Source organism: Tepidimonas sp. (assembly GCF_036825565.1).
Taxonomy (GTDB): Bacteria; Pseudomonadota; Gammaproteobacteria; order Burkholderiales; family Burkholderiaceae_C; genus Tepidimonas.
In genome coordinates this window covers 13672-28700 of sequence record NZ_DAISXZ010000022.1, presented here as the reverse complement: position 1 = coordinate 28700, position 15029 = coordinate 13672, and the positions used below count along the sequence as shown (strand labels likewise).

Sequence of the window (15029 nt, the reverse complement as noted above, 5' to 3'; positions counted from 1 at the left end):
GCCCCCCTTGAACCGCCGTCGCGCGCCCCCATCTGGCCCAACTGGTGTCGAACGCCTCTCGCACAACGACCATGACGACGACCATGACGAATCCCGAAAACTCTCCGACCCCCACCCCCGGCGCCGATGCGCCCGCCTCGTCGTCCGCTGCGCAGGACACGGCCGCGGCCGATTTGCAGGCCGAGCTGGACGCGCTGCGCCAGCGCAATGCCGAGCTCAACGACCAGCTGCTGCGCGCGCTGGCCGATGCCGACAACACCCGTCGCCGCGCCGAGGAGGAAATCGCCAAGGTGCGCAAGTTTGCCGTCGAGGCGTTTGCCGAGAGCCTGCTGCCGGTGGTGGACAGCCTGGAGGCCGGGCTTGCCGTGCAGAAAGCCACGCCGCAACAAATCCGCGAAGGCGCCGAGGCGACGCTGCAGCAGCTGCTCTCGGCCCTGGCGCGCCACAAGGTCACGCCCATCGCGCCCGCCGCGGGGGCGCGCTTCGATCCGCACCAGCACCAGGCCATCAGCATGGTGCCGGCCGACCAGCCCGCCAACACCGTGGTCAGCACGCTGCAAAAGGGCTACCTGATGGCCGAGCGGGTGCTGCGCCCCGCCCTGGTGACGGTCGCGGCGCCCCAGTGACCGCGCAACCCCGCTCTTGAATGGCGCACAGGCGTCCCCACATTCGAAACAGTTTCAACATTCCCTCGATTCAGAACCGATCAGGAGCACCAACATGGGCAAGATCATCGGCATCGACCTGGGCACCACCAACTCGTGCGTGGCCATCATGGAAGGCGGCGCCCCCAAAGTCATCGAAAACTCCGAAGGCGCGCGCACCACGCCCTCCATCGTCGCGTACATGGAGGATGGCGAAATCCTCGTCGGCGCACCCGCCAAGCGCCAGGCCGTCACCAACCCCCGCAACACACTGTTTGCGGTCAAGCGCCTGATCGGCCGCAAGTTCGAGGAAAAGGAAGTCCAGAAGGACATCGACCTGATGCCCTACGCCATCGTCAAGGCCGACAACGGCGACGCCTGGGTGGAGGTGCGCGGCCAGAAACTCGCGCCGCCGCAGGTCAGCGCCGAAGTGCTGCGCAAGATGAAAAAGACCGCCGAGGACTACCTCGGCGAGCCGGTGACCGAAGCCGTCATCACCGTGCCGGCCTACTTCAACGACGCGCAGCGCCAGGCCACCAAGGACGCCGGGCGCATCGCGGGCCTGGAAGTCAAGCGCATCATCAACGAGCCGACCGCCGCGGCGCTGGCCTTCGGTCTGGACAAGGCCGGCAAGGGCGACCGCAAGATCGCCGTCTATGACCTGGGCGGTGGCACGTTCGACATCTCGATCATCGAGATTGCCGACGTCGATGGCGAAAAGCAGTTCGAAGTGCTGTCCACCAATGGCGACACCTTCCTGGGTGGCGAGGACTTCGACCAGCGCATCATCGACTACATCATCACCGAGTTCAAGAAGGAACAGGGCGTCGATCTGACCAAGGACGTGCTGGCCCTGCAGCGCCTGAAGGAAGCGGCCGAGAAGGCCAAGATCGAGCTGTCCAACAGCTCGCAGACCGACATCAACCTGCCCTACATCACGGCCGATGCCACGGGGCCGAAGCACCTGAACATCAAGCTGACCCGCGCGAAGCTGGAAAGCCTGGTGGAAGAGCTGATCGAGCGCACGATCGAGCCCTGCCGCGTGGCGATCAAGGACGCCGGCGTCAAGGTCAGCGACATCGACGACGTGATCCTGGTCGGTGGCATGACGCGCATGCCCAAGGTGCAGGAGAAGGTCAAGGAGTTCTTCGGCAAGGAGCCGCGCAAGGACGTCAACCCCGACGAGGCGGTGGCGGTCGGTGCGGCCATCCAGGGCTCGGTGCTGTCGGGCGAGCGCAAGGACGTGCTGCTGCTGGACGTGACCCCGCTGTCGCTCGGTATCGAGACGATGGGTGGCGTCATGACCAAGATGATCAAGAAGAACACCACGATTCCGACCAAGTTCAGCCAGGTGTTTTCCACCGCCGAGGACAACCAGCCGGCGGTGACCATCAAGGTCTACCAGGGCGAGCGCGAGATGGCCGCGGGCAACAAGCTGCTGGGCGAGTTCAACCTGGAGGGCATCCCGCCGGCGCCGCGAGGCATCCCGCAGATCGAGGTGACCTTCGACATCGACGCCAACGGCATCCTGCATGTGTCGGCGCGCGACAAGGGCACCGGCAAAGAGAACAAGATCACCATCAAGGCCAATTCGGGTCTGACGGAGGACGAGATCGAGCGCATGGTCAAGGACGCCGAGCTCAACGCTGCCGAGGACAAGAAGAAGGTCGAGCTGGTGCAGGCCCGCAACCAGGCCGACGCGCTGGTCAGCTCGGTGCGCAAGAGCCTGAAGGACTACGGTGACAAGCTCGACGCGGGCGAGCGCGACCGCATCGAGGCCGCGATCAAGGAGGTCGAAGACGCCGTCAAGGGCGACGACAAGGCCGCGATCGAAGCCAAGACCGAGGCCCTGATGAGCGCCAGCCAGAAGCTGGGCGAGAAGATGTACGCCGACATGCAGGCGGCCCAGGCCACGGCCGACGCGCAGGCGGGCGGTGCCGGCAGCGCGGGCGGCAGCGGTGCCAAGGGCGGCGCGGACGACATCGTCGACGCCGAGGTCAAGGAGGTCAAGCGCGACTGATCGCCGTCGCTGCTTGGACGACCCCACGCCGCGCACGGGCCTCCTCCCGGCGCGGCTTTCGTGCTCATGACATCCGTGGATCGACATGGCCAAACGTGACTATTACGAGATCCTGGGCGTGGCCCGCAACGCCAGCGATGACGACATCAAAAAGGCGTACCGCAAGCTGGCCATGAAGTACCACCCCGACCGCAACCAGGGCGATTCGGCCAAGGTGGCGGAGGAGAAGTTCAAGGAGGTCAAGGAAGCCTACGAGATGCTCTCCGACCCCCAGAAACGCGCCGCGTACGACCAGTACGGGCACGCCGGGGTGGACCCCAACATGCGCGCCGGTGGCGCGGGCGGGGACGGCTTTGCGGGCTTCTCCGAGGCGTTCGGCGACATCTTCGGTGACATCTTCGGTGCCCCGCGCGGCGGGCGCGGCCGGCAGGTGTACCGTGGCAACGACCTGTCGTACGCCATGGAAATCACGCTGGAGGAAGCCGCCCGCGGCAAGGATGCCCAAATCCGCATCCCGAGCTGGGAGGACTGCGACACCTGCCACGGCACGGGCGCCAAGCCCGGCACCAGTGCCAAGACCTGCCCGACCTGCCACGGCAATGGCGTGGTGCAGATGCGCCAAGGCTTCTTCAGTGTGCAGCAGACCTGCCCGCACTGCCATGGCAGCGGCAAGATCATCCCCGAGCCCTGCCCCACCTGCCGCGGCGAAGGCAAGATCAAGCGCCACAAGACGCTGGAGATCAAGATCCCGGCCGGCATCGACGACGGCATGCGCATCCGCTCCAGCGGCAACGGCGAGCCTGGGCGCAACGGCGGCCCGCCGGGCGACCTGTACATCGAGATCCGCATCCGCAAGCACGACCTGTTCGAGCGCGACGGCGACGACCTGCATGTGCAGGTGCCCATCAGCATCACGACCGCGGCGCTGGGCGGCGAGGTGGACGTGCCGACCTTGGACGGCAAGGCCACGATCGACATTCCCGAAGGCACGCAGCACGGCAAGACCTTCCGCCTGCGCGGCCGCGGCATCAAGGGCGTGCGCTCCAGCTACCCCGGGGATTTGTACGCCCACATCGCGGTGGAAACCCCCGTCAAGCTGACCGAGCACCAGCGCCGGCTGCTGCGCGAGCTGGACGAGTCGCTCAAAAAGAACGGCAACAAACACAGCCCCAACGAAAAGGGCTGGTTCGAGAAGGCGCGGGATTTTTTCTCGTGACCGGACGGGCGGCCCGCGCCCAGGCCGCCTCCGCCCTGCGCGGCCTGCGTCGCCCCCGGGACCGTTGAACAGGCAACCTCCCCGGCCAGCACGCCGTCCGGTACGATGCGCGCATGGACGTGCGCATTCAATTCCTCGGTGGCGCGGGCACCGTCACCGGCTCCAAGTATCTGGTGCAGCACAACGGCGACGCGCTGCTGGTGGATTGCGGCCTGTTCCAGGGCTACAAGGCGCTGCGGCTGCGCAACCGCAACCCGCTGCCCATCGTGCCGGGGCAGATCCGCGCCGTGGTGCTGACCCACGCCCACATCGACCACAGCGGCCACCTGCCGCTGCTGGTGCGCGAAGGGTTCCACGGCAAGATCTGGTGCACCGCCGGCACGCGCGATCTGTGTGAGATTCTGCTGCCCGACAGCGCCCACCTGCAGGAGGAGGACGCCTCCTTTGCCAACCGGCACGGCTTCTCCCGCCATTCGCCCGCATTGCCGCTGTACACGGTGGACGACGCCATGCGCGCGCTGCGCCACCTTCGCGCGCAGCCGCTGTACCAGCCGTTCGAGCCGATCCCTGGCTGGCGGGTGCAGTTCTTTGGCGCAGGGCACATTCTGGGGGCCGCATCGGTGCTGATCACGGTCGGCGGGCGGCGCCTGCTGTTCTCGGGCGATCTGGGCCGCGTGGACGACACGCTGATGTTCCCGCCCGATCCCCCGCCGGCGGCCGACGTGGTGGTGGTGGAATCCACCTACGGCAACCGCCTGCACCCAGCGGGCAATTTGATCGACGAGCTGGCGCCGCTGCTGGCGCGCGTCGCCGCCCGCGGCGGCACCGCCGTCATCCCGGTCTTCGCAGTGGGGCGCGCGCAGGCGGTGATGCATGCGATCGACCAGCTCAAGCGCCAGCAGCGGCTGCCGCGGTCGCTGCCGGTCTATCTGGACAGCCCGATGGCCATGCAGGCGACGGCGCTGCTCGCCGACCATCCGGGGGAGCACCGCCTCAGCGCGGCCCAGGTGCACCACATGGCCCACGGGGTGCAGGCGGCGCGCACGCCGGACGAATCCAAGGCCATCGCGCGCCACCACGGCCCCAAGGTGATTCTCGCCGGCAGCGGCATGGCCACGGGCGGTCGGGTGCTGCACCACCTCAAGCTCTACCTGGGGGACCACCGGCACATGGTCATTCTCACCGGCTACCAGGCGCCGGGCACGCGCGGCGATGCGCTGCAGCGCGGCGCCCCGACGGTCCGCATCCACGGTCAGGACTGGGCCGTGCAGGCCGAAGTGGCGCTGCTACAGACCGCGTCGGCCCATGCCGATGCCGACGGGCTGATGGCCTGGTTGCGCGCCATCCCGGGCGAACCCCGCCGCGTCTTCGTCACCCACGGCGAGGCGGACGCGGCCGACACCCTGCGCGGCCGCATCGAACGGGAGCTGCACCGCTCGGCACTCGTGCCCGAGCACGGCTCCACTTGGGCGGTGTGAGCCCTCTCAACCCCCGATCACGCCGCCGTCGGTGCGGCGGATCACCACCGTCGCCGAGCGCGGCCGCGCCCCTTGCGTCGGCCACTGCGAGAAGCGGGTCGGATCGCGCGCGATCTGGTTGTCGCTCCACGTGGACCCATCGGGGTTCTTCGGCCGGTTCGGATGGCTGCCCAGCTCGCCGGGGTGCTGGATGTTGACGAACATCGTCTTGCGGTCCGGCGTCCACGTCACGCCGGTCACCTCGCAGCCGGACGGACCGACGAGGAAGCGGCGGATCTCCTTCGTCACCGGATCGGCCGCCAGCATCTGGTTGTTGCCCATGCCGGCGTAGTCACCGGTGTTGCTGAACGAGCCGTCGGTCTGGATCCACAGGCGGCCGAAGCCGTCGAACATCAGGCCGTCGGGGCTGTTGAACAGGTTGTTGGCGTTGATGTTGCTGCTCGGCGCGCGCTCCCCGGTGACCGACGGCTGTCCGGCCAGCACGAAGATGTCCCACGTGAACGTGGTCGCCGCGGGGTCGTTGCCGGCCTCGGTCCAGCGCACGATGTGGCCCCACAGGTTGTTGCTGCGCGGGTTGGCCTCGTCGACCGGCGGACGGGCCGAGCCGGCGCTCGAGGATCCATCCGGGTTGTTCGACGACGCCGGCGTCGTGCCGCGGCGGTTGTTGTTGGTCAGCGTCACGTAGACGTTGCCGGGGTTCTTCGGGTTGACCGTCACCCACTCCGGCCGGTCCATCATCGTGGCGCCGACCGCGTCGGCCGCCTGGCGTGCCTTGATCATGATCAGCGCCAGCACCTCGGCATCGGTGGCGGCGGCGAAGTTCGGGTTCTCGCGCAGCGGCTTGCCGTCCAGCCCGACCGTGCCCGGCAGCAGGGGGATCCAGACGCCGCTGCCCATGCGATCGCCGGCGACCGGGCCGGCGTCGAAGCGCGCCACGTACAGCGTCCCTTGCTCCAGCAGGCGGCGGTTGGCGGCGCTGGTGGGGTTGGCGGCGTCGAACTTGCCGCTGGAGACGAACTTGTAGATGTACTCGTTGCGCTCGTCGCAGCCCATGTAGACCACGACGCGGCCGTCCGGGCCGATCGACACCGCCGCGTTCTCGTGCTTGAAGCGGCCCAGCGCCGTGCGCTTGACCGGGCGGGCGTTCGGGTCGAACGGGTCGATCTCCACCACCCAGCCGAAGCGGTTCGGCTCGTTCGGGTTGGCGTTGACGTCGAAGCGCGGGTCGACGGTGTGCCAGAGGTAACCGAACCCGCCCTTGGTGATGCCGTAGCGGCGCTCGAGCGCGGTCGGCGTGCGGTCACCGTTCCAGCCAAAGTAGCCGTTGAAGTTTTCCTCGCAGGTCAGGTAGGTGCCCCACGGCGTGCGGCCGGCGCCGCAGTTGTTCAGTGTGCCCAGCACCATCGTGCCGGCTGGATCGGCCGCCGTGCGCATCAGCGGATGGCCCGCGGCCGGCCCCTGGATGCTGACCGGCGTGTTGCCGTGGATGCGGCGGTTGTACGGCGAGGTCTTTACGTGCTCCCACATGCCGTCGGCACGACGGCGGATGTGCGCGATCGTGACGCCATGGCCGGCCTGCCCCTTGCGCGCCTTCTCCAGCGTGAACGGCTGCAGCCAGTCGTCCGGGTTGGAGCCCGGAGCGTAGAAATACTCGGGATTGATGTACTCGTGGTTGAAGACCAGCAGGCCCTCGTCGCTGCGGTTGCCGAAGCCATTGCCGGCGGCGTTGAAGCCGAAGAACTCGATACCGTCGTGGTTGTCGCCGACCTGCAGCTCCTGCTCGGCCGCGGTGTTGCTGGCGTCGGGCTTCCACGCCGGTGCGTTGGCGTTGATCGGCTCGCCCCACGGCAGGAAGGCCGTGGCGACGTAGCCCGCCGGCACGAGGACGCTGTCGCCGGTGGCCGTCGGGATGCCCTGGAAACCCAGCATCTGCTCCACCGGGTCGTCGCCACCACCCAGGCAGCCCGACAGCATGCCGAGGAACGGCAGCGAGGCGGCGCCGAGGCCGATTTTCATCAGCTGACGACGACTGGGTTGGATCGCGATCGCGCGATCGACCACTTGCTGCAGGTGCAGATTGCGAGACGGGTTGGACACCCCATCATCATCGAGAAGACTTTGCGCCACGAAACATCTCCGGCGGATTGGGAAAGCCTCCGGAGTGTTGCCACGGCGTGTGAAACGACCGTGACAGCAGGCGTTACCGCCCTGTCAACGCCCGCCAGCCCCGCCCGTGGCCTCGGACAAAAAGCGCCACAGTGCCTCGTCCTCGCAAAACGCGACATTGAAGCGCAGCCACGGGCTGGGTGACAGATCCAGTCCAAACAAGTGGCCTGGCCCAAGCAGAATGTCCTGCTCCGCCGCCTGATAGGCCAGCGTCGAGGCGTTGTCGATCGCTGGGTGCCGCGCCCACAGGAACATGCCCGCCGCGGGCTGCGCGAACAGCCCGAAGCCTTTGCGTTCGAGCCGCTCGGCCGTGCGCTGGTGCGCATCGGCCAGACGCTGGCGCAGCACGCGCAGGTGCTTGCGCCAGCGGCCGTCGATCAGCGCCCCGTAGGCCAGGCGCTCCGAAAACTCGGATGACGTCAGCCCCGAGATCATCTTGAGCTGCGCCAAGTCCTCCAGCACATCGGGGTGCGCAGCGACGTAGCCGACGCGCAGGTTGGGCGAAATCGTTTTGGAAAAACTGCCGATGTGCACCACCCGCTGCAGCTGGTCCAGGCTGGCGAGCGACGGACGCGGCTCCGGGTCCAGATCGGCGTAGATATCGTTTTCCACGACGCGCAGTTGGTGGCGTTCGGCCAGTTGCACCACCCGGTGCAGATGGGACAGATGCGCCACGGAGCCGGTGGGGCTTTGCAGCCGTGGCTGGGTGAAAAAGACCTTGGGCCGGTGCTCCAGAATGCGCGCTTCCAGCGCGGCCAGGTCCCAGCCCTGCGGAGTGCGGGGCACGCCGATCAGCCGCGCCCCCAGAAAACGCAGCGAAAACAGCAGGTTTGGGTAGCCGGGCTCGTCCACCAACACCGCATCGCCCGGCTGCACCAAGCGTCGCGCCACCAGATCCATCGCCTGGCTGGAGCCGTGCGTCAGCAGCACCTGGTCGCTGGTCAGCACGATTTCCTGCTCGGCCAGCAGGTCGCGCACCAGTTGCCGCAGCGGGGTAAAGCCCTTGGGCTCGCCGTATCCGCCCAAATCCACCGAGTCGCCCGCCAGCGCACGCAGGCTGCGCTTGAGTCCGTCGCCAAACAGCCAGTCGTTGGGCAGCCAGCCGCAGCCGGGTTTCAGACGCAGGTTGCGGTTCTCGAACACCCGCCGCAAGTACCACATGGAGTCGAAGTGGTACTGGGGCCCGGGCCCGGCTGCCGCCTCGGCCTGGCTCTCGCGGCTGCGCACGAAAAACCCCGAGTGCGGCCGCGAGACGAAGTACCCCAGCGCCACCAGCCGGTCATAGGCATCGACGACGGTGTACACGCTCACGCCATGCGCATGCGCAAACTGCCGGATCGATGGCGCCTTGGCCCCGGGGCGCAGCACGCCGGCGCGGATCAGCTCGCGAAAACCATCGACGATCTGCAGCACCAGGGGCGTGGGGTGTTGGGGGTCCAGGGTGAACATCGGGGCCAATCTGTATCGGGCTGTATCGGGCGTCGGGGCAATACAGTGCATCGGCACAAAAGACGCCTCTGTATATGTTATCGGGCCAGTGGGCCGATACAGTGCCATCCATCGTGGCGGCCGTTCCCTCGCGCCGCCATCCTTCGACCGGAGCCCCCCATGCACAGCGACCCCCAACTGCAATCCGCCGCCAAGACCAACGCCGCGCTGATGGCCCGCCGCCGCGCCGCCCTGCCCGCCGGCCTGGGCCAGACCTACGAGGTCTTTGCCGATCACGCCGAAGGCGCTGAGATCTGGGACGTCGAAGGCCGCCGCTACATCGACTTTGCCGGCGGCATCGCCGTGCTCAACACCGGGCACCGCCACCCCAAGATCGTCGAGGCCGTCAAGGCCCAGCTCGACAAGGTGCACCACACCTGCTTCCAGGTGCTGGCCTACGAGCCGTATGTCGAGCTGGCCGAGCGCCTCATCGCCAAGGCGCCGGGCCACTTCGCCAAGAAAGCCATCTTCCTGTCCACCGGCGCCGAGGCGGTGGAAAACGCCATCAAAATCGCCCGCGCCGCCACCCAGCGGCAGGCCGTCATTGCCTTCGGCGGTGGCTTCCATGGCCGCACGCTGCTGGGCATGGCACTCACGGGCAAGGTGGCGCCGTACAAGGCTGGCTTTGGCCCCTTCCCGGCCGAGATCTACCACGCCGAATACCCCAACCCGCTGCACGGCATCAGCGTGGCCAACGCCCTGCGCTCGGTGGAGCACATCTTCAAGTACGACGTGGAGCCGCAGCGCGTGGCCGCCATCATCCTGGAGCCGGTGCAAGGCGAAGGCGGCTTCTACGTGGCCCCGCGCGAATTCGCCCAGGCCTTGCGCGCGCTGTGCGACCAGCACGGCATCGTGCTGATCGCCGACGAGGTGCAAACCGGTGCCGGCCGCACCGGCACCTGGCTGGCTTGCGAGCAGTGGGGCGTGGCACCCGACCTCATCACCATGGCCAAGAGCATGGCGGGCGGCTTTCCGCTGTCGGCCGTCATCGGCAAGGCCGAGATCATGGACAAGCCCCTGCCGGGCGGCCTGGGCGGCACCTACGCCGGCAACCCGCTCGCCTGCGCCGCCGCGCTGGCCGTGCTGGATGTGTTCGAGGAAGAGCGCCTGCTGGAACGCTCCCGCGCCGTGGGCGAGCGCCTGACAGCCGGTCTGCGCGCGCTGGCGCAACAGCACGCGGAGATTCAAGACGTGCGCGGCCTGGGCGCTATGGTGGCCATCGAACTGTTCGAGGGCGGCGACCTGCACAAACCCGCCGCCGACCTGACCAAGCGCATGTGCGTCGAGGCGCTCAAGCGTGGCCTGGTGCTGCTGTCGTGCGGCGTGTATGCCAACGTCATCCGCATTCTGGTGCCCCTCACCGCCAGCGATGCCCTGCTGGACGAGGGCCTGGCCATCATGGGCGAGGCGCTGAAGGCGGCCAAGGGGTGATGGAGAGAACGTGGACAGATCCAATGGCTTCGCGCCAACAGCGCCCAAACGGGTAGAACATCTGATCGTTGTTGCACCGCTATAACGTACCGCACAACTCTCCGGCACACTCCGCCACCAGCCATTGCCTGAACAGCGCCAGCGCCGGCCGTTTGGCCACCTGCGGCTGCACCAGGTAATAAGCCCGCTGGGCTTTCAAGGGCCGCGGGCACGCCACCACCAGCGCGCCGCTGGCCAGCTCCGCCTGCACCAGCAGGGTGGGCATGAGGGCCACGCCCAGGCCGGCCATGGCGGCGGCAGCCTGCATGGAAAAGAGTTCGTATCGGGGACCGGCCATGGCGCGCGGAGCGTCCACGCCTTGGGCGTCGAACCACTGGCGCCAGGCCTCGGGCCGGGTGGACTGCTGCAGAAGAGGCCATTCGGCCAGCGCGGCCGGCTCGACGGGATGGCCCTGGGGCAGCAGGCGCGGGCTGCACACCGGCAGCACGTCTTCGTCCATCAGGTGGGTAGCCTGGGTGCCGGCCCATTGCTGCAACTGCTGCGGGGTACCCGCCCACAAGGCGGCGTCGATGCCGGTGTCGGTGAACAGAAAGGGCCGGGTGCGGGTTTCCAGATGCACCAGCAAGTCGGGGTGTTGCGCGGCCAGCCGGGGCAGGCGGGGAATGAGCCAGCGGGTGGCGAAGGTGGGCACGGTGGCCAGCGTCAGGCTGTCGCCCTGCCCGCGGCGGCCCATCAGATCCACGGCGTCGCGCTCCAGGGCATCGAGCCGCTGGCGCACCTGGCGGGCATAGTCGGCCCCGGCGGGGGTGAGCGCCATGCCGTGCTGGGTGCGCTTGAACAGCGGCACACCCAGAAATGCCTCCAACGCCGCCACCTGACGCGAGACGGCGCCTTGCGTCAGGTTTAGCTCTTGCGCGGCGCGGGTGAAGCTCTGGTGGCGGGCTGCGGCTTCGAAGCAGTTCAACGCTTGGGTGGATGGGAGCTTGCGCGTCATGGTCACGCTTGGAGTCATCGTGCAGACCGGCACGGCTTTTATTCGATTCGATCATATCTGACCGAAAATTTTTCGTTTGCCATGGCCGATATCCCACTTTAGGATGGGTCCGTTCGCAACCCCTCCAGATGTGAGACATCCCCATGGCTTCCCACGCCCGCTTTTCCTGGTCCGACCCCTTCCTGCTGGACGAGCAGCTCACCGACGACGAGCGCCAGGTGCGCGACGCCGCCCATGCCTACTGCCAGCAGCGCCTGCTGCCCCGCGTGCAGGAGGCCTTCCGCCACGAAAAGACCGACCGCACCATCTTCAACGAGATGGGTGAACTGGGCCTGCTGGGCCCGACCATCCCCGAGCAATACGGCGGCGCGGGCCTGAACTACGTCTGTTACGGCCTAGTGGCGCGCGAGGTGGAGCGCGTCGACAGCGGCTACCGCAGCATGATGAGTGTACAAAGCTCGCTGGTGATGGTGCCGATCTACGAATTCGGCACCGAGGCGCAAAAGCAGAAATACCTGCCCAAACTGGCCACCGGCGAATGGGTGGGTTGCTTTGGCCTGACGGAGCCCAACCACGGCTCCGACCCCGGCAGCATGATCACCCGGGCCAAGAAGGTGCCGGGGGGCTACAGCCTCAGCGGCGCCAAGATGTGGATCACCAACTCCCCCATCGCCGACGTGTTCGTCGTCTGGGCCAAGGACGATGAGGGGCAGATTCGCGGCTTCATTCTGGAAAAGGGCTGGAAGGGCCTGAGCGCCCCCGCCGTGCACGGCAAGGTGGGCCTGCGCGCGTCCATCACCGGCGAAATCGTGATGGACGAAGTGTTCTGCCCCGAAGAAAACGCCTTCCCCGAGGTTCGCGGCCTAAAAGGGCCCTTCACCTGCCTCAACAGCGCACGCTACGGCATCGCCTGGGGGGCGCTGGGCGCGGCGGAGGATTGCTACTTCCGTGCCCGCCAGTATGTGCTGGACCGCCAGCAGTTTGGCCGCCCGTTGGCCGCCAATCAGCTCATCCAGAAAAAGCTGGCCGACATGCTGACCGAAATCAGCCTGGGCCTGCAAGGCTGCCTGCGCCTGGGGCGGCTGAAAGATGAGGGCAAGGCCGCGGTGGAAATCACCTCCATCCTCAAGCGCAACAGCTGCGGCAAGGCGCTGGACATTGCCCGCATGGCCCGCGACATGATGGGCGGCAACGGCATCAGCGACGAATACGGCGTGGCCCGCCACCTGGTGAACCTGGAGGTGGTCAACACCTACGAAGGCACGCACGACATCCACGCGCTGATCCTGGGCCGCGCGATCACGGGCATTGCAGCCTTCTCGGCCTGACGCGCCATGGTGCCGAATGCCACTGCAGGCGCCCCGGGCGCCGGTGTCGCGCCCCCCCGCCCGCTGGCGGGTGTGCGGGTGTTGGACCTGTCGCGCGTGCTGGCCGGCCCGTGGGCCAGCCAAATCCTGGCCGACTACGGGGCCGACGTGATCAAGGTGGAGCGCCCCGGCAGCGGCGACGACACGCGCGCCTGGGGGCCGCCGTGGTGGCAGCCCGACCCGGCGCAAGGGGATGCGCGCGTGGCGGCCTACTTCGCCTGCGCCAACCGGGGCAAACGCTCGGTCGCCATCGACATCGCCAGCCCCGAGGGCATCCAGCAGGTGCGCGAACTGACCCGCGAAGCCGATGTGCTGATCGAAAACTACAAGGTCGGCCAGCTCGCGAAGTACGGCCTGGATGCGCGCAACCTGCAGGCCATCAACCCGCGGCTGATCTACTGCTCCATCACTGGTTACGGCCAGAACGGCCCGCTGGCGCACAAGGCCGGCTACGACTTTGCCATCCAGGCCGAAGGCGGGTTGATGAGCATCACCGGCGAGCCCGACGGCGAGCCACAGAAGGTGGGCGTGGCCGTGACAGACCTGATGACGGGCGTGTACGCAGCCACCGCCATCCTGGCCGCGCTGCACGAGCGCCAGCACACCGGTCGCGGCCGGGTGCTGGATGCGTCGCTGTTCGATGTGCAGGTGGCCATGCTGGCCAACCAGGCCAGCAACCAGCTCATCGGCCAGCGCACGCCCCGGCGCATGGGTAATGCCCACCCCAACATCGTGCCCTATCAGGCGTTCCCCACCCGCGACGGGCACCTGGTGCTGGCCGTGGGCAACGACGGGCAGTTTCAGCGTTTTTGCGAGGTGGCCGGCCACCCCGAGGTGGCCCGTGATGCGCGCTTTGCCACCAACCCGGCGCGGGTCGAGCACCGTAGCATCCTGGTGCCGCAGATTGCCGAATGGACCCGCACACGCGACACGGCCGATTGGGTGCGACAACTGGACACGGCCGGCGTGCCCTGCGCGCCGATTCATGACATTGGGCAGGTAATGGCCCACCCGCATGTGCAGGCGCGCGGCATGGTGCTGCCCGCCGCACCGGGTCGCCCCCCGATGGTGGGGCATCCGGTGCTCTTCGACGGCCAGCGGCCCACGGCGCAGCGCCCGCCCCCGGTGCTGAACGCCGACCGGGCGGCATGGGCAGATGGCTCCAGCGGGCGTTGAGCGCGGCAAGCCGGCAGATGGTGCACCCCATAAGGGCATGGCGACGGCGGCATGCACCATCTGCCAGCACAGGGACGCCACAACCGCCCTTGACGCACCATAGGGGTTTCCCTGTAGCGGACGGGGCAACAGCACACCCAGGCCGACGAGCGGCCCCAACTGTATCGGCCATGGGGGCCATTGCCCGGTAGATTCGCGCCAGTGGTACTTGACAACGACGCATGACGACACAAGCCCCCCTGGTTACCTTCTCCGGCGTCCAGAAGACCTACGACGGCGAGCACCTGGTGGTGCGCGACCTCCATCTCGACATCGAAGCTGGGGAGTTCCTCTCGCTGCTGGGGCCGTCTGGCTCGGGCAAAACCACCACGTTGATGATGTTGGCCGGCTTCGAGACCCCCACGGCGGGCGAAATCCGGCTGCGCGGGAGCGACATCACCCACACCCCGCCGCACAAGCGGCACTTCGGGATGGTGTTCCAAAACTACGCGCTCTTCCCCCACATGACGGTGGCGGACAACATCGCCTATCCGCTGACCGTGCGTCGCCTGCCGCGCGCGGAACGCGACGCCAAGGTCAAGCGCGCGCTGGACATGGTGCAGATGGGACGCATGGCGGACCGTTACCCGGCGCAACTCTCCGGCGGGCAACAGCAGCGCGTGGCCCTGGCCAGGGCGCTGGTGTTCGACCCCCAGCTCGTGCTGATGGACGAGCCGCTGGGCGCGCTCGACAAGCAGTTGCGCGAGCACATGCAAATCGAGCTGAAGGCGCTGCACCGGCAACTGGGCATCACCTTCGTCTACGTCACGCACGATCAGTCCGAAGCACTGACCATGTCGGACCGCGTAGCCGTGTTCAACGAGGGTGTGATCCAGCAGATCGACCGCGTCGATCGCCTGTACGAAACGCCGGTCAACCGCTTCGTCGCCTCCTTCGTCGGGGACAACACGGCGTTGGAGGGCCGCGTGGTCGAGACCGCGGGGACAGACGCCATCGTGGCGCTGCCCGACGGCACCCGGCTGCGCGGCCTCAACGTCAACGGCGCGGCC

11 protein-coding genes are annotated in these 15029 nt (G+C 67.8%); 8 read left to right on the top strand and 3 right to left on the bottom strand.

Annotation, left to right across the window (positions count from 1 at the left end):
* Nucleotides 1–83: 83 nt before the first annotated feature.
* The 4 genes from grpE (at nucleotide 84) to V7026_RS04880 (ending at nucleotide 5358) form a co-directional block, all read left to right on the top strand.
* Entirely contained in the window at nucleotides 84–626 is a 543-nt protein-coding gene (gene grpE / locus V7026_RS04895) for a nucleotide exchange factor GrpE (protein WP_334154159.1), read from the top strand.
* 94 nt (nucleotides 627–720) lie between these two features.
* Complete coding sequence (dnaK, locus tag V7026_RS04890) at nucleotides 721–2664, top strand: molecular chaperone DnaK (RefSeq protein ID WP_334154158.1); 1944 nt, start codon at nucleotides 721–723, stop codon at nucleotides 2662–2664.
* Between the two features lie 85 nt (nucleotides 2665–2749).
* The gene (dnaJ, locus tag V7026_RS04885) at nucleotides 2750–3880 is read left to right on the top strand and encodes a molecular chaperone DnaJ (protein ID WP_334154157.1); all 1131 of its coding nucleotides are present in this window, start codon (nucleotides 2750–2752) and stop codon (nucleotides 3878–3880) included.
* A 113-nt stretch (nucleotides 3881–3993) separates the two neighbouring features.
* Nucleotides 3994–5358 carry an MBL fold metallo-hydrolase gene (locus V7026_RS04880; protein ID WP_334154156.1) on the top strand — a complete coding sequence of 455 codons (1365 nt, stop codon included), beginning with the start codon at nucleotides 3994–3996 and terminating at the stop codon, nucleotides 5356–5358.
* A 6-nt stretch (nucleotides 5359–5364) separates the two neighbouring features.
* Here the strand turns inward: V7026_RS04880 and V7026_RS04875 are convergent, their stop codons facing one another.
* The gene (locus V7026_RS04875; protein WP_334154155.1) at nucleotides 5365–7455 is read right to left on the bottom strand and encodes a PhoX family protein; all 2091 of its coding nucleotides are present in this window, start codon (nucleotides 7453–7455) and stop codon (nucleotides 5365–5367) included.
* A gap of 114 nt (nucleotides 7456–7569) precedes the next feature.
* Complete coding sequence (locus V7026_RS04870; RefSeq protein ID WP_334154154.1) at nucleotides 7570–8973, bottom strand: aminotransferase-like domain-containing protein; 1404 nt, start codon at nucleotides 8971–8973, stop codon at nucleotides 7570–7572.
* 159 nt (nucleotides 8974–9132) lie between these two features.
* Between V7026_RS04870 and gabT the strand changes: the two genes are divergently transcribed.
* On the top strand, nucleotides 9133–10443 hold the full coding sequence (gabT, locus tag V7026_RS04865) for a 4-aminobutyrate--2-oxoglutarate transaminase (protein ID WP_334154153.1): 1311 nt from the start codon (nucleotides 9133–9135) through the stop codon (nucleotides 10441–10443).
* A gap of 79 nt (nucleotides 10444–10522) precedes the next feature.
* Here gabT and V7026_RS04860 read toward each other — a convergent pair whose 3' ends face one another.
* Complete coding sequence (locus V7026_RS04860) at nucleotides 10523–11437, bottom strand: LysR substrate-binding domain-containing protein (protein ID WP_334154152.1); 915 nt, start codon at nucleotides 11435–11437, stop codon at nucleotides 10523–10525.
* A gap of 143 nt (nucleotides 11438–11580) precedes the next feature.
* Here V7026_RS04860 and V7026_RS04855 point away from each other — a divergent pair, with 143 nt between their 5' ends.
* The 3 genes from V7026_RS04855 to V7026_RS04845 form a co-directional block, all read left to right on the top strand.
* The gene (locus V7026_RS04855; RefSeq protein WP_334154151.1) at nucleotides 11581–12765 is read left to right on the top strand and encodes an acyl-CoA dehydrogenase; all 1185 of its coding nucleotides are present in this window, start codon (nucleotides 11581–11583) and stop codon (nucleotides 12763–12765) included.
* Between the two features lie 6 nt (nucleotides 12766–12771).
* On the top strand, nucleotides 12772–13980 hold the full coding sequence (locus V7026_RS04850; RefSeq protein ID WP_334154150.1) for a CaiB/BaiF CoA transferase family protein: 1209 nt from the start codon (nucleotides 12772–12774) through the stop codon (nucleotides 13978–13980).
* A gap of 221 nt (nucleotides 13981–14201) precedes the next feature.
* Nucleotides 14202–15029, top strand: an 828-nt coding sequence (locus V7026_RS04845; RefSeq protein WP_334154149.1) for an ABC transporter ATP-binding protein, incomplete at its 3' end; no start/stop codon positions are given.

Coding starts and splice junctions, on each gene's coding strand:
- grpE (WP_334154159.1), top strand. CDS start 84: ATGACGAATCCCGAAAACTCTCCGACCCCCACCCCCGGCGCCGATGCG.
- dnaK (WP_334154158.1), top strand. CDS start 721: ATGGGCAAGATCATCGGCATCGACCTGGGCACCACCAACTCGTGCGTG.
- dnaJ (WP_334154157.1), top strand. CDS start 2,750: ATGGCCAAACGTGACTATTACGAGATCCTGGGCGTGGCCCGCAACGCC.
- V7026_RS04880 (WP_334154156.1), top strand. CDS start 3,994: ATGGACGTGCGCATTCAATTCCTCGGTGGCGCGGGCACCGTCACCGGC.
- V7026_RS04870 (WP_334154154.1), bottom strand. CDS start 8,973: ATGTTCACCCTGGACCCCCAACACCCCACGCCCCTGGTGCTGCAGATC.
- gabT (WP_334154153.1), top strand. CDS start 9,133: ATGCACAGCGACCCCCAACTGCAATCCGCCGCCAAGACCAACGCCGCG.
- V7026_RS04860 (WP_334154152.1), bottom strand. CDS start 11,437: ATGACGCGCAAGCTCCCATCCACCCAAGCGTTGAACTGCTTCGAAGCC.
- V7026_RS04855 (WP_334154151.1), top strand. CDS start 11,581: ATGGCTTCCCACGCCCGCTTTTCCTGGTCCGACCCCTTCCTGCTGGAC.
- V7026_RS04850 (WP_334154150.1), top strand. CDS start 12,772: ATGGTGCCGAATGCCACTGCAGGCGCCCCGGGCGCCGGTGTCGCGCCC.